The organism is Rhodococcus yunnanensis NBRC 103083 (assembly GCF_001895005.1).
Classification (GTDB): domain Bacteria; phylum Actinomycetota; class Actinomycetes; order Mycobacteriales; family Mycobacteriaceae; genus Rhodococcoides; species Rhodococcoides yunnanense.
Genome location: NZ_BCXH01000032.1, coordinates 1 through 20350 on the forward strand (window position 1 = coordinate 1; position 20350 = coordinate 20350).

Consider the following 20350-nt stretch of genomic DNA (forward strand, 5'->3'; position numbering starts at 1 on the left):
CCGCTCGAACGGCACATCCGCATGCGCAAACGCCTGCAGATCACTCGCTCGAGTCTGCGCCAACAACTCCTCGAACGTCATCGACGAATCCACCCGAGACCGGAAAACCAGAGTGTTGACGAACATACCGATCAAATCATCGAGGGCCCGATCACTACGACCAGCAAAAGGAGTACCGATCGCAATATCATCAGACCCCGACAACCGAGCAAACAACACAGCCATCGCCGAATGCACCACCATGAACAACGTGCTGTTGGTTCGACGCGCCAGCTGGACCAGCTGTGCATGCAACTCGGCATCGACGACGAACTCGGCTCGATCACCGGCGTACGACTGCACCGCCGGACGGGAACGATCGGTCGGCAAATCCAACTGATCCGGCAAGCCCGCCAACGCCGACTTCCAATACGCAACCTGCTGCGACGCAATCGACTCCGGATCTTCCTCACTACCGAGAACCTCACGCTGCCACAACGCATAATCCGCATACTGCACCGACAGAGGCGCCCACCCAGGAGCCTCGCCCACAGAACGCGCCGCATACGCCACCATCACATCACGAGTCAACGGACCCATCGACGAACCATCCGCCGAAATATGATGCACCACCAAAGCGAGCACATGCTCCGTCGGCGACACAGCGAAAAGACGCACTCGCAAAGGGACTTCGGTGGTGACGTCGAAGCCGAAGACGGCCAGGCTGCGTACCTCGTCCTGTATCCGGTCCGCGGGAAGATCCACCACCTCGAACAGTGGGGGAACCTTGTTCATCGGCACGACAACCTGAACCGGTACGCCATCGATCTCCGGATACACCGTGCGCAAAGACTCGTGACGGTCGATGACGTCGTCGACCGCAGCGCGCAACGCGTCCACATCCACATCGCCGGACAGGCGAATCGCCACCGGCAGGTTGTACGCCGCAGACGCCGTATCGAACCGGTTCAAGAACCACATTCGCTGCTGCGCCAACGACAACGGAATCATCGCCGGTCGCCTGCGTGCAGCGAGAGCTAGGCGCCCTCCTGCGCTCACGTCGTTTCCGATGTGTGCCGCGAGGGCTTCCACGCCGGAGAACTCGAAGAGCAGGCGCACCGGAATTCGGGAGTCGAGAGCCTCGCCGAGTCTGGCGATCACCCGGGTGGCGATCAGTGAATTGCCACCGAGAGTGAAGAAGTCGTCGTCGAGCCCCACCCGGTCGACGTCGAGGACCTCTGCGAACGTCGACGCGACGATTTCCTCGATGGGCGTCGTGGGTGCGCGAAACTCCTGCGCCGAGAAGGTCGGTTCCGGCAATGCTTTTCGATCCAGTTTTCCGCTGGAGTTGAGCGGGAACTCGTCGAGTACGACGACCGCAGTCGGAACCATGTAGGCGGGCACGAGCAGACCGAGACCGCTGCGCATGTCGGCGGGGTCGACCGACGTACCCGGTCGTGCAACGACATAGGCAACGAGGTGCTCACCGGTCGCCATGTCCGCGACGACCACCACGGCCTGATTGATACCGGACAGTGTGAGTAGTGCCGCCTCGATATCGCCGAGTTCGATTCGCTGGCCACGGAATTTGACCTGAAAGTCCGTGCGTCCGATGTATTCGAGAACTCCTGGACCGCTGTCGTCAGCGCGGGCCGAGGAGGTGTCTCCGGCGCGCCATCGAGCGAGGTCTCCGGTCCGATACATCCGAGTTCCCGGTGCCCCTGCAGGGTGTGCAACGAATCGGTCTGACGTCAGATCGGGCCGGGACAGATAGCCGCGGGCAAGTTGCACACCGGACAGGTACAGTTCCCCGACCGTGCCGGCGGGAACCATTCGCAGCCGCGAGTCGAGTACGAGTGCGGCGGTGTTCCATTCGGGTCTCCCGATGGGAACGGTGCCGCGATCCGAACCGGTTGTCTCCCAGTACGTCACCGACACTGCAGCCTCGGTTGGACCGTACAGATTGTGCAGACCGGCAGAGGAAATGGCTCTGAAGGCCTCCGCAGTTTCGATGGGCAGCGCCTCACCGATCACGAAGACGTGGCGCAGGCTCGTGCATTTTCCGGCCGACGCATGTGCGGTGAACATGGCCAGCATGGACGGAACGAAATCGGTGAGGGTGACCGAATGTTCCGCGATCAGATCTTCGATGTACGCCGAATCTCGATGGCCGTCGGGGGTCGCGAGCACGAGAGATGCGCCCACCTGCAGGGGAAGGAAGAATCCCCATAGCGACACATCGAATGTCGTGGCGGTCTTCTGCAGATACACGTCCGCGTCGGTGAGACCGTATTCCGATCGCATCCAGGCCATCTGGTTGACGATCGCACGGTGCGAGACGGCAACCCCTTTGGGCTTACCGGTCGACCCCGACGTGAAGATGACGTATGCGATGGTGTCCGGTGCAATCGATGCCGTGCGTTCGACGTCCATGATCGGTGCTCTGTCCGCTTCGGCAGATGCATCCAGTTCGGTGACATCGATGACCGGCACGTCGCCGAACAGCGCACGATCGGTGGCGTCGGCGACGAGCGCACAGAACGGATTCGCGGCCTCGACTATGTACCCGACTCGGCTCTCCGGATGGTCCGGGTCGATGGGAACGAACGCTGCCCCAGCGCGGAGGATCGCGTAGATACCGACTGCAAGATCCAAGGACCGGCGTATCGCGACAGCAACGCGCGCCTCGGGCCCGACTCCTCCGGCGATCAACACACGTGCGAGCGCGTTCACACGGCCGTCGAACTCTCTGTAGGTCAGGGAGCTACCTTCGAACACCAACGCGATGTTGTCGGCGTGTGTGGATACTCGCGCGTCGAACTCGGACAGCAGACTCGTCGGTCCGAGGAGTTCGTGGTGGGTATCGTTCCACTCCTGTGACAGCACTCGACGTTCGGCGCCGTCGACGATGTCGAGATCGCCCACCAGCTCGGCGGGGTCCGCGGCAATTGCATCGAGTATTCGGCAGTAGCGCTTGGCGATCGACTCGACCGTCGTGTGGTCGAACAACGCCGTCGAGTACGTGATCTGAGCCGCGATGGCACCGGTCTCACCGTCCCAGGCGTCGGTGCCTGCGAGAGTGAACTGCAGATCGAATTTCGCCAACGCTCCGTCCATGGCCAACGGTGTTACGGCGAGCGCGGGCAGTTCCAAGCCCTGCTGCGCCATGTTCTGCAGGAACACCGCTACCTGGAAGATGGGATGACGCGAGGGAGATCTTTCGGGATCGAGAACTTCCACGAGACGCTCGAACGGAACAGAGTCGTGGTCGAATGCTCGAAGGTCCGAATCCTGCACTCGCGTCAGCAGATCCACGAAGGACTCTGCAGCATTGTACCGAGTACGTAGAGGGAGGGTGTTGACGAACATGCCGACGAGATCGTCGAGTTGCTCGTCGCCGCGACCTGCGACGGGGGCCCCGATCACGACATCGTCGGAGTTGGACAATCGCGCGAGCAGAACCGCGAGCGCCGCATGGGCAACCATGAAGAATGTGGCGTTCTTCGATTTGGCCAATTCGAGGAGCGCCCGGTGCGTCGCGCCGGAGATCTCGAAGTCGACTGTGCCGCCTGCACTCGACTGCACCGACGGACGCGGGCGGTCGGTGGGCAAGTTCAGCTGCGACGGTATTCCGTCGAGCTCGGTCTTCCAGAACTCTTCCTGCAACGAGATCCGCGACGACGGATCGTCGACGGAACCGAGAAATTCCTGCTGCCACAGCGTGTAGTCGACGTACTGGATCGGCAATGGCGCCCAGTCCGGTTCGGTGCCGTGTGCACGGGCGAGGTACGCAGTCATCAGGTCACGTGTGAGCGGAGCCAACGACGCTCCGTCCGCGGTGATGTGATGGGTGACGAGCGCAAGCACGTAGTCACCTGTGGCTACTTCGAACAGACTGGCGCGCAACGGAACTTCGGTGGTCAAGTCGAACGAAGTCAGGACCAGCGCCCGCAGAGAATCCACGATCTCGGACTCTGCGACACGGACGGGCTCCAACGCAGGCGCCAGCGCATCGACGCCGAGGACGAGTTGATGTCCGACACCGCCGGTTTCGGGGTAGTACGTTCGGAGTGTCTCGTGTCGCGCGATCACGTCGGCAACTGCGCGCGCGAGGGCCGGAACGTTCAGCTCACCCGTAATCCGAACGGCGAGAGGAAGATTGTTCACCGCGGATTCCGGCTCCAGCCGATTCATGAACCACATCCGGCGCTGCGCGAGCGAGAGCGGAATCGACTGCGGGCGTGGACGTGCCGTCAGGGGCGTACGAGCGCCGACGTCGCCCTGTGCGTCGATAGCCTCGGCGAACCGAGTGACGGACGAGTAATCGAACAGCGACCGAACCGACACTGTCGTATCGAGCGCCGCGCCGATGCGCGCCACCACTTGCGTTGCGATCAGCGAGTTTCCACCGAGTTCGAAGAAGTCGTCGTCCAAGCCGACCCGGGGAAGGTCGAGCAGTTCGGAGAAGACACCGGCCACGACGCGTTGAGTGCCACTCTCCGGTGCCCGGAACTCGCGGGCGACGAGTACAGGATCCGGAAGCGCTGCTCGGTCCAACTTGCCCGCAGGCGTCAAGGGCAGCTCGTCGATCAGGACGATCGCCGTCGGTACCATGTGGCGGGGCAGTTTTTCTGCGACGAACTGCGTCAGGTCGCTCGCGCTGAGCACGACGCCTTCGACCGGGCGGACATACGCCACCAGCATCGCCGATCCGGCACCGCCACCCGATTCCGCCCCGGCCCCCGCCGCCCCGCCGACGCCCTCGCGGGCCACGGTCACCGCGAAATCGACGCCGTCGTGTGCAGACAGTGCCGCATCGATCTCGCCGAGCTCGATACGGAACCCACGGATCTTCACCTGAAAGTCGCTGCGGCCGAGGTATTCCAGTACGTTCGACGTCTGACGCCATCGGACGATGTCGCCGGTGCGGTACATCCTCGAACCATCGGCCGCGAACGGGTTTGCGACGAATCGGTCTGCTGTCAGCGCCATTCTGCCGTGGTAGCCGCGGGCGAGTCCCGGGCCCCAGAGATAGAGTTCGCCTTTCGTCCCGGTCACCGCTGGGCGGAGACGGTCGTCGAGTACGGCACCCGACATTCCACGAACGGGACTGCCGATGGACACCGAGGAACCGGGTTCGAGCGCGCCGCTGCACGTAGCCATGATCGTCGCTTCGGTCGGTCCGTACCCGTTGAAGAAGCGGCGTCGGCCTGCAGGTCGATCCACTGCCCACCGGTTCACGAGTTCGGGTGGGCATGCTTCACCGGCCGAGAGCACCATCTCGAGATCGTTCAGATCGTCGGGATCGACCGATGCCATTGCCGCAGGAGTGATGACCGCGTGAGTGACGCGTTCCCTGCGCAACAGCTCCGCCAATTCGTCTCCGCCGTACACTGATTGGGGCGCGATGACCATGGTCGACGACGCTGCGATTGCCATCAGCAGCTCGAAGACCGATGCGTCGAAACTCGGCGAAGCGACGTGCAGCGTCCGAGAGGCTTTCGTCAAGGTGTACAGCTCTCGCTGCTCGGCTGCGAGGTCGCTCAGACCCGAATGGGTCACCACCACGCCCTTCGGCACTCCGGTCGAGCCCGAGGTGTAGATCATGTAGGCCCCGTGCGTCGCGCGCAGTACCCCGACACGATCGGATGCGGCGACCTCGGAGTCGTCGCGGCCGAGCAATTCGGCAACCGATTCCGGGTCGTCGAGAACCAGCCACTGCACGGTAGATGGCAGTGCGGGCACGAACTCCGACATCGTGACCCCGAACCGCGCGCCCGAATCGACGAGCATGTGCTCGATCCGATCGGCCGGATAGTTGGGGTCGACGGGAAGGAAGGTGGCACCTGATTTGGCGATGCCCCAGACGGACTGCACCGACATCGGCGATCGGGTCATCGCCACTGCAACGACATCGTCGGGGCCGAAACCGCGATCGATCAATGCCCGTCCGAGACGGTTGGACCAGGAATCGACCTCGGCGTACGAAATCGAATTTCCACCGAAGGACAGTGCCGCAGCCGTCGGATTGGATTCGACGGCGGCGAGCAGAAGATCAGGCAGAAGCAGAACGCGAGGGCGTCTGACTCGGGGTGCGCGCCGAGGTCGGGTGGCCGCGCGCGGAGTGTCGGCGGACGTACTGCGAACCGAGCTGCCCTGACCGTCGGCGCTCATCGACGCTCGATTTCGACGGATACGGAACCCAACGTCTCGGACTTCGCCACAATTCACCCTCTGGTCTCGGATCAGGGCACCCCGAGTACACCCGGATGACCGAGTTTCTGCAGTCGCCCCGTACAGCACACAACGACAAAATGTCGTCCATGTATACCCCATCGCACCCGGCGCGCAGACGTTAGCAAGCGCAAAATCAGGGCTGGAGACCGTTATGCCCCCGGGAAATCATTCGTTCGAATGATTTCCCGGGGGCACGGTACGAGATTACGATTCGTGGAGTTCAGTGACCGCCGTGAATCCATTTGTTCAGTATCGGGCCGATTTGATCCAGTGAAGAAGGTGACGCCATTTTCCAGTGCGAGGTCGACACCGGGACGTTGACCGTTCGTTCGGCGGCCGCGGCATCGCTCCAGGTCGAGACACCGGCATGTCCCGACGGATCGTCCATCTCAGCGGTGAAGTACAGCAGATCGCCGTCGAAGAACGTCGGACGGTATGTCGCGAGCACCCCGGCAGAATGTTGGATTCCATTGACGATGACGTCGACACGGTCGCGTGTGAGTGAGTCGAAGGGCGGCGGGAGAGTCGCTGCCAGGTCGACGAAATCCTGCACGTCGATGGTGGCGAGGTCCCGGTCGGTGTCGCCACCGAAGTCACCTACCAGGTCGGCCATGGTCGGGACCGCTGTCGTGCGGCCTTCGATCGACCCGATGGTCGCGTCCATGACGGCGAGAGTGTCGACGCTCTCTCCCAGATCCCGAAGCCGAACGGCAACGGCATGCGCAAGCACACCGCCCATCGACCATCCCACGAGATGGTAGGGACCGGCGGGCTGCGCCCGACGGATCTCGTGCAGATAGAGATCCGCCCAGTCCTCGACCGATTCAGGCAGGCTCGATACCCCCGACAGCGCCGGAGATTGCAGACCGTGGATCGGCCGGTCGGGATCGATGTGCGGTGCCAATCCAGCGAATGCCCATGCCGTGCCGGTGATGGGGTGAAAGCAGAACAGCGCCTGCTCGGCAGATCCTTCGCGAAGGGTCACGAGGATATCGAGCGGTCCACTCGAATCTGCCACGATCGGGTCGCGGTCGATGCGTGATGCCAGTTCCGCCGGGGTAGAACTTCCGAACACCCAGGGCAGCGGAACATCCCGATGGACCGCTGCACTGAGCTTGCCCACCATCTGCACGGCAGACATCGAGTTGCCGCCCAGTTCGAAGAAATCGTCGTTGACGCCGACCTTGTCGGCGCCGAGGGACTCGGCGAACACCGTGACAACCAGCGCTTCGGTTTCGGTGCTCGGCGCGGTGTACTGCACCTTCTCGAACACCGGATCGGGCAGAGCGCGGCGGTCCACTTTGCCGCTCGGGTTCAGCGGAAGGCGATCGAGCACGACGACAGCAGCAGGAATCATGTACGAGGGCAGTCCGGCGGCCACCGATGCGAGCAGCGAACTTCGATCCACTGTCCGTCCCTCGACCGGAACGACGTACGCCACCAACCTGTCGCCGAGCGTTCCGTCCTCACGCAGCGCGACGGCAACCTCGGTCAGGTCAGGATGCCGGCGAAACACCGACTCGATCTCACCCAGTTCGATGCGGTAGCCGCGGACCTTCACCTGCTCGTCCGAACGCCCCAGGTACTCCAGTTCTCCGTTTCGGTTCCACCGCGCCCGGTCCCCCGTGCGGTACATGCGCGACCCGTCTCGACCGAATGGATCGGCGACGAATCGTTGCGCAGTGAGGTCCATGCGTGAGACGTATCCTCGGGCGAGTTGAACTCCGCTGAGGTAGAGGTCGCCACCGATTCCGGCCGGAACCAGGTTCATCCTGTCGTCGAGCACCAGGACCCCGGTGTTCCACTCCGGACGACCGATGGGCACGGTACCCGTGTCCTCGGCTGTCACCTCGTGGACAGTGACCGATACGGCCGCTTCGGTCGGTCCGTAGAGATTGGCGAGCGTTCCGCCGTTGCGCTCACGGAACCACTGTCCGAGATCCGCGGAGAGCTCCTCACCGATCGAGTACACGCGCTCGACCGATGGAGGGAGCTCGCCGTGCCCCTGTGTCAGGAGCGTGTTCAACAGTGCAGGCACGAGGCCGACTGTCGTGACGCCTTCGGCTCGCATCAGATCGAGGAGATACGCGGGATCGGGAGTCGGTCGCGGCTCGGCGACCACCACAGCACTGCCTGCGACCAACGCTCCCCAGTACTCCCAGACGGACAGGTCGAAGGTGACCGCCGTGTGGATCAACACCGTGTCGCCACGTCCGGTGCCGAAGTGAGTACTCAGCCACTCCAGCTGATTGACGATCGCGCGATGCGAGACGGCAACGCCCTTGGGCTTTCCGGTCGAGCCGGACGTGAAGATGATGTAGGCCGTGTTGTCAGGAGACAGCGGCGTGAGCTGCTCGTCGTCGCGCAGCACATCTCCCGAGAATTCGGCGACGTCCATCGTGTCCACCGACACCGTCGGCACCCCGGACAGCCATTCTCCCGATTCGCCCGGGCCGGTCACTATCAGCACCGGGCCTGCGGTGTCGATGATGTACGCATTGCGGTCGACCGGATGACTGCTGTCGAGGGGAACGTACGCGGCGCCCGCTGCGACGATCGCATACATCCACACCAGCATGTCGAGTCCGCGCGGAACAGCAAGCGCGACAGCGGATTCCGGACCGACGCCGAGCGAGATCAGGTAGCGAGCCGTCGCGTTGACCCGAGAATCGAACTGACGGAACGTCAGCCGCTCACCGTCCGCGAAGACAGCATCGTCGTCCGGCGCATTCTCGACGCTTCGCCCGAACAGCGAGACGAGCGTGGCGGTGTCGTCGACGGGGTGCGCCGTGCGGTCCGCCGAGTGCACCATCGCCCGCTGTTCGTCTGCGGTCATGAGCTCGATATCGCCCACTCGCACCTGTCCGTCCTCGGCGACCGCGCCGAGGAACCGCACGAAACGATCGAGCGTCGACTGCGCGGTCTCGTCGTCGAAAAGCCCTGTTGCATAAGCCAGTTCGACGCCGAAACTGGACTCGGAACCACCGTCTCGCTGCTCGGTGATGGTGAAATGCAGATCGGACTTGGCAATGTTCGATTCGAACTCGACCGGACGGACAACCAGCCCCGGAAGCTCCAGTGATTCCTGGGCGAAGTTCTGGAAGGAGAAGCCGACCTGGAACAGCGGGCCGTATGCAGCCGAACGCGGTGGATTGACTGCTTCGACGATTCGCTCGAACGGTACATCGGAGTTCGAGAAGGCTGCGAGATCGACCTCACGGACGCCCGCGAGGGCGTCGACGAAGCTGTCGGTGGGGCGAACCCCTGTCCTGAGCACGAGCGTGTTGACGAACATGCCGATGAGTCCGTCCATCGCTTCGTCGCCGCGACCTGCCATGGGCGTGCCGAGTACCACATCGTTCGAATTGCTCATTCGGCCGATCAACGCTGCCAAGGCAGTGTGCACGACCATGAAGAGTGAGGCGTTGTGCCGATGCGCGAGCGAGATCAGACCCCGGTGAACGTCGGCAGACAGCGACGTCCGCACTGCAGCACCCGCGAACGACTGCTGCGCAGGACGAGGCCGATCCACGGGAAGGTCGGTGACGGGCGCAACTCCGCGCAGGTGATCCTTCCAGTACGTGATCTGGGCATTGAGCAACGAGTGTGGATCGGTTTCGGCGCCCAGTACCTCGCGTTGCCACAGGGCGAAGTCCGCGTACTGGACCGGCAGCGACTGCCATGGAGGGGCCTGTCCTGCCGCTCGCGAGGAGTAGGCGGTCATCACATCACGCACGAGCACCGACAGAGACGACCCGTCGGCGCTGATGTGATGCACGACGATCACCAGGACATACTCGCGACCGTCATGGCAACCCGCTCCACCGATTTCGTGGAGTCGAACGAACAGAGGCGGGGCCTGGGTGACATCGAACCCGGTCGTGACCGCCTCGCGCACCCTCGCGGCGACGTCGCCGGAGTCCACCGGCACCGGTGTCAGGTCGGGGACAGCGTGCGCCGTAGGCCGAACCAACTGTGACGGGCCGTCCGGTCCGTTCGGATACGAAGTACGAAGTACTTCGTGCCGCGCCACCACGTCTGCAACCGCAGCCTGTAGCGCCGCGACATCGAGATCGCCCGACAGCCGAACAGCGATCGGAATGTTGTCGACGGCCGACGTGGTGTCGAACTGGTTGAGAAACCAGTACCGTTGCTGCGCAAGGGAAAGCGGAATGTGCTCCGGCCTGTCGAATCGGACCAACTCAGGCCGCCCGGCGGTCTCGGACGCGCTCACCACAGCGGCCGCCAACGCTTCGATGGACGACGTCTCGAACAGAGTCCGAACCGCGACCGTGCGCCCGAGTGCCGATTGCAATCGTGCGGCCACCTGCGTTGCGATCAGCGAGTTCCCACCCAATTCGAAGAAGTCGTCGTCGAGGCCGACCTTCTGGATGTTCAACACATCCTCGATCACAGCGGCGACGGCCTTCTCGGTTGCCGACAGCGGCGCCCGAAACTCGTGGACCGCCGACCCCGGCTCCGGCAACGCAGCTCGATCCAACTTGCCCACCGGCGTCAGCGGAAGCTCGTCGAGCACCACGACCTGGGCCGGAACCATATGCCGCGGCAACCGCTCCTTCACCCACCCGCGCACCAGGGCCACGTCGAGATCGGAACCAGTCGTGGCCAACACGTAGGTGACCAACACCGTGGCACCCGCCACGCCCTGCTCACCGGAACGAGCAACCGTGACCGCGAACTCCACGTCCGGATGCGATGTCACTACTGCGTCGATCTCACCGAGTTCGATTCGGAAGCCACGCACCTTCACCTGAAAGTCGCTGCGCCCCACGTATTCGATGTCGTACGAGTCGGGAACGCGGCGGACGATGTCGCCGGTGCGATACATCCGACTTCCGTCGTCGACCAGAGGGTTGGCGACGAACCGTCCCGCGGTCAGCTCGCCGCGTCCGTGATAGCCCCTGGCAACACCAGGGCCCCACAGGTACAACTCGCCCTTCGCTCCCCCGACGACCGGGCGCAACCTGCCGTCCAGGACAGCGGCGGACATTCCTCGAATCGGGGCACCGATCGAGATGTCGCCACCCGGAAGCAAGGCGCGAGAGATGTTGGACATGATCGTGGTTTCGGTGGGTCCGTAACCGTTGAAGAACTGACGCACCCCAGCTCCGTCACCACGCTCCACAGCCCACCGTGTCAGCAATTCCGGCGACCACGCCTCACCGCCGACCACCACCACGCGCAGATCCGGCAACCCGCCCGGATCGACCGATGCAAGTGCGGCCGGCGTCACGAATGCGTGCGACACACGCTCCGACGACAGCAACTTCCACAACTCGACCCCACCGAACACCGATGGTTCCGCAACCACCATCGTCGACGACGCGCCTACCGCCAACAACAACTCCAGCATCGACGCATCGAAGCTGGGGGACGCGAAGTGCAACGTCCTCGAATCCGGCCCGAGCTCGTACCGATCACGTTGCTCCACCGCGAAATTCGCCAGTCCGGCCTGTGTGACCACCACACCCTTGGGCACACCCGTCGAACCTGACGTGTACACCACGTACGCGGCGGACTCGGACCTCAGTCGTCCGACCCGGTCGACCGCGGACACGGGATCGCCCGAGGTGGATCCCAGCAACTCCTCCGTCTGCGGATCGTCCAACACGATCCACTGCACATCGGCCGGGAGCCGCCCGACGAACTCGCTGGTGGTCACCCCGATCCGGACGCCGGAATCGAGGACCATCCGCTCCAGCCTCTCGGCCGGATATCCAGGGTCGAACGGCACGATCGCGGCCCCGGACTTGGCTACACCCCAGACCGACGTCACCGACTCCACCGATCGAGGCAGAGCCACTCCGACGAAATCGTCCACCTCGACACCGGCGTCCACCAACACCCGCGCCAATCTCGACGACTTGCCGTCGAGCGCGCGGTACGACACCACCGCCGACCCGCACACCAATGCGGTCGCTTCCGGATTTCTCTCGACGGCGGCTGTCAACAGATCCGGAAGTACTACCGCGCGCGGCCGGCGCGAGCGCGGCGTGCGCTTGCCCCTCTTGCGTCCGCTCGATCGACCTGTACTCGACGACGGCGGGGCCGATGCGTCGGCAGTGACGTCGGTTGCGCCGTGACCCGTGTTCGGATTTGTCGCATTCATCGGTGGGCGAAACCTCGCAGTCGGTCGAGCGTTCGGACTGACCCTCATGTCGATATTTGTTCTGCTGTCGTGATTGTTCTGTTATAGAGCTAGGAACAGCGCGTTAGGTTTGTTACAAGGAATTCCGGTCTTCTTTGCAGGTTACCAAGCATCCGCGAATGCGCAATCATGCGCGCCGCCACGGACGAGCCTTCCCCGGATAGGTGCCGGTGCTCGAAAACGCCTGATCGGCGCGGCTGATACCTGAGGAAATACCCCTGCACCGATCGTCGGAATGGGCCCGTCCGAACCGATCGATACTCCCCGCTTCCGTGAGCTACATCATATTGTTGAAAGGTTTTGGAATCAATTACATTGATTTAGTAGAAAAAACGACAGCTACTGAAATTTCCGGCGAAATAAGATCGATATAACAAGAGAAACAAATGTTCTTCGGTCGTAAACGGGCCTTTTACCGGTTTACTACCGCACCCCGCGGATGCGCTCGACCGTGCGCATCCGCTGAAGACATCAGCCGTAGACCGTCCAACCACCCGAGGAGTCGGACTCGGGAAGCGACGTGTCCACCGGGTGGTCCACCCGCACGACGGCGATCAGATCCTCCACCTCGACGCCACCCTGTAAGGTCTCCGCTTCCGCGCGTGAGACGAACGCATGGGTGACCCAGTGTTCGGCGATCACGACCTCGGGCTCGTCGATCTCCGCTGCCGTCGTCACCATGGCGGCCCCGGTCGATGCCGCGAGCACGAACTCCATCGCAGACCAGCCGGTGCCGAGGTCAGCGTTTCCATACGTTCGCGACTCGTAGGTCAACCCGATCAGCGTCCGTAAGGTCTCGGCCATCGACACGACATCACCGTGCGACAGAGGAGAATCACTGTCGTCGACGAAGGCGAAGGGATCTTCCGGCCGCAGGAGTCGCACTCGTTCCGAATACGACACCGGACGTGGCGAGCGCTCGGCAACAGACTTCGCGACCGTGTCGTCGCCCAGAACGATCCACTCGTCGGCCGAACGGTCGACCGAATCCTGCGTCGCCGCTACGCCCCATGCCGCCGCCGGGCTCACTGTCTCGGTACCGCCCACCGCAACGGCGCCGAAAGCCACCGCAGCGCCGCTCTTGACAACCGCCCACAGCGTGACGATCCGCTCCACCGAACGGGGAATCGCGACGACGACCGCATCGCCTGGACCGATACCCCGCGCGATCAGTTCGCGCGCAAGCCTGGACGACCGTTCGTCGACCTCGCCGAAACTGACGTCGATCTCGTCGACCGTCACAGCAGGCGCGTCGGGGTCGTCGTCGACGACGGTGCGGAGCACCTGCCCGAGTGTCGCCCCTTCCACAACTGCGACCGCCGCGATGTCGTCTCGAGGTGACGCCGTCAGAACGTGACCTTGATCCGCGTCGGAGTCCGACTGCACGTCGATATCGCCGACGATCACATCGGCGCCGCGGGTGATGGCGTCGAGCACCATCTCGAAGCGCTCACCGAGGCGCTCTATGGACTGCTCGTCGAAAAGATCTGTTGCATACGTGAAGGTCACTCGCAAACGATCACCGGCTTGCTCGACGGTGATCTGAAGATCGAACTTGGCGGCGAGCTCGGTACCGTCGAGTACGGAGACGGACAGGCCGGGAAGTTCCAGAGCGGCCTGTTCCTGGTTCTGCAGGGACAGCACCACCTGAAAGATCGGATGCCGAGCGACCGAACGAGTCGTGGAGACCGCATCGACAACCCGTTCGAACGGGACATCGGCGTTGGCGAACGCATCGAGATCGACACTGCGAACTCGGCCGAGGAGTTCGTCGAATCGATCGGCTGGATCGACGTCCACTCGCAGGGCGAGCGTGTTGACGAACATTCCGACGAGCCCATCCAACGCGGCGTCGCCACGTCCGGCTACCGCGGTACCGATGGCGATGTCGCGCCCCCCGCTGATACGAGCCAACAGAATTGCGAGCGCGCTGTGCACCACCATGAACAGCGACGCATTGTTCGCACGCGCGATGTCGTTCAGTGACTCGGTCAACTCCGGCGTCACTGCCGTCGACCACGATCGTCCGCGCATCGACTGTTGCGCCGGACGTGGCCGGTCCGTCGACAGATCCAGCTCGTCGGGAACGCCGCGCAGTTGCTCGGTCCAGTAGCGGAGTTGACCGGCAGCACGTGAGTCCGCATCTTCGGCGTCACCCAACACGTCGTGCTGCCACAAGGCGAAATCCGCGTACTGCACGGGCAACGGAGCCCAGGCAGGGGCGGAACCCGAGGTACGGGCTACGTACGCCGTCATCACATCGCGTGCCAGCGGCGCCATGGACACGCCGTCGGCAGAGATGTGATGGACGGACACCGCAAGAACGTGATCTGTTTCGGACAGCGCGAACAATCCCACTCTGATCGGAACGTCGGTCGACACGTCGAATCCGCGCCCGATCGTCTCTCGAACACGATCGATCAGTTCGGTCTCGTTCGCGCACTCGAACGGTGCAAGCTCGAGTCCGACATCCGAGACATCGCGGACCTGTTGGTACGGGCCTTCCTCGTCCGACGGGTAACTCGTACGCAAGCTCTCGTGCCTGCCGATCACGTCGCGAATCGCGTGGTCCAGTGCGTGGAGATCGAGCTGACCGGACAGCCGGATCGCGAGTGGGATGTTGTACACCGACGAGCCTGGATCGAGCCGGTTGAGGAACCACATACGCTGCTGGGCGAGCGAGAGCGGAATCCGAGAGGGTCGCTCGGCGGCGACCAATCTCCTGCGCCCGCCTACCCCGAGGTGTGCACTGGCACACGCCGCAAGCGCGGCGACGGTCGGCGCCTCGAACAGTTCACGTACCGACACGTCACTACCGAGCGCAGCATTCAGTCTTGCAATGACTCGCGTTGCGTCCAGCGAATTTCCGCCGAGTTCGAAGAACGAGTCGTCCGCGCCGACCGCCGCGTGCGACAGGACTGTGGCGAAAACCTCGGCCACCGCTTTTTCCGCGAGCGTGCTCGGCTCCCGAAACGGCGAGCCCGACGCGTACACCGGCACCGGCAGGGCGCGCGTGTCCAGCTTGCCGTTGATCGTCAGCGGCAACTCGTCGAGAACCTCGATCAGGTCGGGGACCATGTAGGAGGTGAGGAATTGCGCTGCAGCGGAACGCAATCGGCCGACATCAATGGTGGCGCCCGCTGAGGGTACGACATACGCAACCAGCGACTCGGCGGCACGAGCTTCGACGCCCTGGCGCAGGTCCCGGCGCACGAGCGCCACCACCTGGGCCACATCGGAGTCGCGGAGCAACGCCGATTCGACTTCGCCGAGTTCGATGCGGAACCCGCGTAGCTGAACCTGGAGATCGCTGCGTCCGGCATATTCGAGTTGTCCACCGACGTTCCAGCGGCCTCGGTCGCCGGTCCGGTACATCACCGATCCGCTCGGTCCGAACGGATCGGCGAGGAACCTGGTCGCGGTGAGACCTGGTTTTCCGAGGTACCCACGGGCGAGCTGGTCGCCGCTCACGTACAGCTCTCCTGCGACGCCGACCGGGGCGAGGCCGAGCCGAGAATCCAGCACGCGAACGGACAACCCGGGTAGCGCTGTGCCGATCACACTTGCCGTGGCCCGGCGCGCCAGCGCACGCGAGAGCGCGAGGTAGGACACGTGCACGGTGGTCTCGGTGATGCCGTACATGTTGACCAACAGCGGCCCGTCGGGATGGCGGGCGTACCAACGCTCGAGCGAACCGAGATCGAGCGCCTCCCCGCCGAACACTATGTAGCGCAACGAGAGTCCCGGCGCGCGCTCGCCCGCCGACCGTTCGGCTTCGGCCAGCTGGGCGAATGCCGATGGCGTCTGATTCAGCACGGTGACGCGCTCGCGTGCCAACAGTTCGAGGAACTGCTCCGGAGACCTGGACGTGTAGTAGTCCACCGTCACCAACCGGCCACCGGTCAGCAACGGCCCCCAGATCTCCCAAACCGAGAAATCGAATGCGTACGAGTGGAACATCGTCCACACATCGTCGCTGCCGAAGTCGAATCGCTGCGCGGCTGCCGCGAAGAGGGTGGCAACGTTGCGGTGTGTGACGGCCACGCCCTTCGGCAGCCCCGTCGAACCGGATGTGTAGATGACGTACGCAACGTTGTCCGCCGAACTACTGCTCGGCAGTTCGGAGTCCCCGAGTGGGGATCCGTCCCGTTCGGTGACCTCGGCGGAATCGACGTCCAGGGCAGGGCACTCGAACTCGCCGATGGAATCCAGCTCGGCCGACGACGTGATCAGCGCACTAGGGGCTGCGTCGCCGAGAATGTACGAGATTCGATCGGCGGGGTTGCTCGTGTCGATCGGAAGGTATCCCGCGCCGACTTTCAGAACACCGAGTAGCGCCGCGATCAGATCGGCCGACCGTGGGAGCGCGACTGCGACAAGACTCTCGGGCGATACACCCGTTGCCGACAACGCTCGCGCGATTCGATTGGCTCGACGGTCCAATTCTGCATACGTCAGGGTGAGATCACCACTCGTGACCGCAGGCGCATCCGGGTTCGCGAGAACGACCGAGTCGAAGCGCGCGACGAGTGTTGCAACTCCTGCTTCGACCGACTCCGTCGACGCTGCGGAGAGTACCGCACGCTCACTCGCGTCCACGATGTCGATATCGCCGATGACAACATCGGGATCGGCGACGATCGCATCGATGATCGCAGTGAGACGGCGGCCGAAGCCGAGTGCGGTGTCCTCGTCGAACAGGTCACGCGCATAGGTCAATTCAGCCAGCAGCGGGCCCTCGGCAGCCGAGTCCGACGGCAACTCGGTGACCGCCAACTGCAGATCGAACTTGGCCGTCGCGACATCGAGGTCGACGCCGGTCACGGTCAGGCCCGGCAAGGTGAACCGTGACGGCTCCATGTTCTGGAAGGTCAACATGACCTGGAAGATCGGGTGGCGAGCAGCGCTGCGTTCCGGATCGAGAATCTCGACCAGACGCTCGAACGGCAGATCTGCGTGCGCGAACGCCTCCAGGTCCACGTCCCGTGCAGCCTCCAGCAATTCGCGGAAGGCGAGGTGCGGCGACGTATCGGTGCGGAGCACGAGCGTGTTCACGAACATGCCGATGAGGTTGTCGAGTGCCTCTTCACCGCGTCCCGCGACGGGCGTACCCACGGCGATGTCCGTCGAGTCCGACAGCCTCGACAACAGGACGGCAAGTGCAGCATGAACGACCATGAAAACGCTTGCACCGGTTGCCGTCGCCAGCGATGCCAACTGCCGATGCACATCGGCGTCGATCGTGAACGTATGCGTGGCACCGACATTCGACGCGGCAGCAGGACGGGGACGGTCGGTCGGAAGCGCCAGCTCCGCAGGCAGGTCGGCCAACGCGGTCGTCCAGTACTCGATCTGATCCGCGATGACCGAATCCTGCTCGAGTTCGGAACCGAGGACCTCACGTTGCCAGAGTGTGTAATCCGCGTACTGCACCGGAAGCGGAGCGAACTCCGGCTCGCTGCCGCTGGTTCGTGCGAGATAGGCCGCCATCACATCCCGAGTGAGTGGTCCCATCGAGACTCCGTCACCGGAGATGTGGTGCACGACAAAGACCAGGACATGCTCGTCCTGCGCCACCTTCAGCAACCGAACACGAAGGGGCACTTCGGTTGTGACATCGAAACCCACGGAGACGGTCTCCATGACCGTCCGGGCTACGTCGGCGGGATCGACGACATCGGCGGTGAGTTCGGAGAGCACGTCGTCGACCGTGCGGATGCTCTGATAGCCGATACCGTCGACGTCGGGATACGACGTCCGCAGCGATTCGTGGCGCTCGACGACGTCGCGGATCGACTGACCGAGAGCGGCTGTGTCGAGGTTGCCGGTCAACCGAATCGCTACCGGAATGTTGTTCACCGCGGACCCGACGTCGAGCCTGTTCAGGAACCACATCCGTTGCTGCGCGAGCGACAGCGGAATTCTCTCGGGCCGCACACGAGGCGTCAGAGCAGCATGCGCGTCGCCGAACGATCGTGAGGAGATCTCGCGCGCGAGGTCACCGACAGCTGGATTTCCGAACAGCAGCGGTACCGGGATTCTGATGTCGAGCGCCGCGCCGAGACGCGCCACCAAACGTGCTGCAGCCAGTGAGTTTCCACCGAGGTCGAGGAACGAGTCGGTCCTGCCGACACGATCGATGCCGAGAACCTCGGCGTAGATCTCCGCGACAGTGCGCTCGAGTTCGGTCACCGGCGCCACGTATTCGCCTGCGGCGAAGATCGGGTCCGGCAGTGCTGCCCGATCGAGCTTGCCTACGGGAGTCAAAGGGACGGAATCCAATTCGATGATCTGCGCCGGGATCATGTGAACCGGCAACGTGCGACCGAGGTGCTCGACGATCTCGTCCGTGTCGAGATCGGCACCGTCACGCGGGAGAACGTAGGACACCAACGTCATGTCCCCCGAGGGCAGTTCGTGACCGACGGTAGCTGCGAATTGCACGTGGGGGTGGCCGGCCAACGCGCTGTCGATCTCGCCCAGCTCGATCCGAAAACCGCGTATCTTGACCTGGAAGTCGCTGCGGCCGAGATAGTGGATGATGCCGTCCGCGTCGCGTCGGACGACGTCTCCTGTGCGGTACAACCGGGCACCGGATCCCGGCGGGGTGTGCCCGTTCGTCGATTCTGCAAAGGGGTTCGCCACGAACCGCTCCGACGTCAACGCCGCGCGGTCGTTGTATCCCTCGGCAAGTTGCGGACCCGACAGATAGAGCTCACCGCTGACACCCGCGGGGACAGGACGTAGCCGAGTATCGAGCACGAAAGCACCGAGTCCGGCGATAGGAGTCCCGATGACCGGAGGTTCATCTTCCCCCAAGGGAACCGTGCTGGTAGCCAGGATGGTCGCCTCGGTGGGGCCGTAACCGTTGTAGAACAACCGCTTCGGACGTCCGACGCCGCGGTCGGCACGAACCCATCTGTTCACCAGTTCACTGGTGAACGTGTCCCCTGCCACCACGACCACACCGAGATCGGGAAGATCGCTCGGATCGATCGAGCCGAGCGCACCGGGCGTGATCAGGACGTGCGTCACCCTCTCGCTGCGCAGCAGGTCGGCCATTTCCTGGCCTCCCGTGATCGACGGCGGCGACACCACGAGAGTGGCTCCCGATGTGAAGGCGAGCAACAGTTCGAGTACCGACACGTCGAAACTGGGGGAACAGACATGCAGCATCCGCGAATCGGCGGCCAGCCCGAAGTGCGGCCGCTCGGCCGCAACCAATGGGCCGAGTCCGGAGTGGGTGACGACGACGCCCTTCGGCTTACCCGTCGACCCGGATGTGTAGATGATGTAGGCCGCGTGCGATTCGAGAAGCGGCCGAACCCGATCCGCATAGGAGATCGGGTGAGTCGGACGGCTCGCGACGGCCACCGCCTCGCGCGGATCGTCGAGTGCAAGCCAGTCGAGCAGGCCCGGTAGGCCGCCGACGTGAACGGCGAGCGTGAGGCCGAGCACGGCTCCCGAGTCGGACACCATGTGCTCGATGCGATCGGACGGATAGTTCGGATCCACCGGCACGAAGGCTGCGCCGGACTTGGCGACCGCCCACACGGCGAGGACGGATTCGATCGATCTGGGTAGAGCGAGAGCAACACGGTCACCGGGACCGACTCCTCGTTCGATGAGCATCCGTGCCAGCTGCGACGATCGCTCGTCGAGCTCGCGGTAGCTGAGGGACGTTCCCGCGGACGTCAGCGCGATCGAGTCCCCCGCGGTCTCCACGGCACTGGTCAACAGCTGCGGCAACAGTTCCGTGCGAACGCCGTGGCGGCGCGTCGGACGTTCCCCTCGTGATCGGCGACTCGGTCCACGGGTCGCACCGGCTGCCCGACTCCGAGATTCACTTGCACTCATGTCGCCGAGTCCTGTGTTCGATCTGGACGAGTGCGGAACGTCATGTAAGCGGATCACCTTCGTAGTCGAGAAGTTTCGTAGTCGAACAGTTTCGTAATCAAGCAGTGT

3 protein-coding genes are annotated in these 20350 nt (G+C 63.7%); all 3 read right to left on the reverse strand.

Features of this window, described 5'->3' with window-relative positions; all coding sequences use genetic code 11:
• A partial coding sequence (locus tag RY1_RS28560; RefSeq protein ID WP_169914856.1) for a non-ribosomal peptide synthetase occupies positions 1-6153 on the reverse strand: 6153 nt, incomplete at its 3' end.
• Positions 6154-6436: 283 nt separating this feature from the next.
• Positions 6437-12346, reverse strand: coding sequence for a non-ribosomal peptide synthetase (locus tag RY1_RS28565; RefSeq protein ID WP_084727953.1), 5910 nt, complete (start codon positions 12344-12346; stop codon positions 6437-6439).
• 510 nt (positions 12347-12856) lie between these two features.
• A complete protein-coding gene (locus RY1_RS28570; protein WP_084727954.1) occupies positions 12857-20242 on the reverse strand; it encodes a non-ribosomal peptide synthetase in 7386 nt (2461 codons plus the stop codon).
• Positions 20243-20350 lie beyond the last annotated feature (108 nt).

Coding starts and splice junctions, on each gene's coding strand:
- RY1_RS28565 (WP_084727953.1), bottom strand. CDS start 12,346: ATGAATGCGACAAATCCGAACACGGGTCACGGCGCAACCGACGTCACT.
- RY1_RS28570 (WP_084727954.1), bottom strand. CDS start 20,242: ATGAGTGCAAGTGAATCTCGGAGTCGGGCAGCCGGTGCGACCCGTGGA.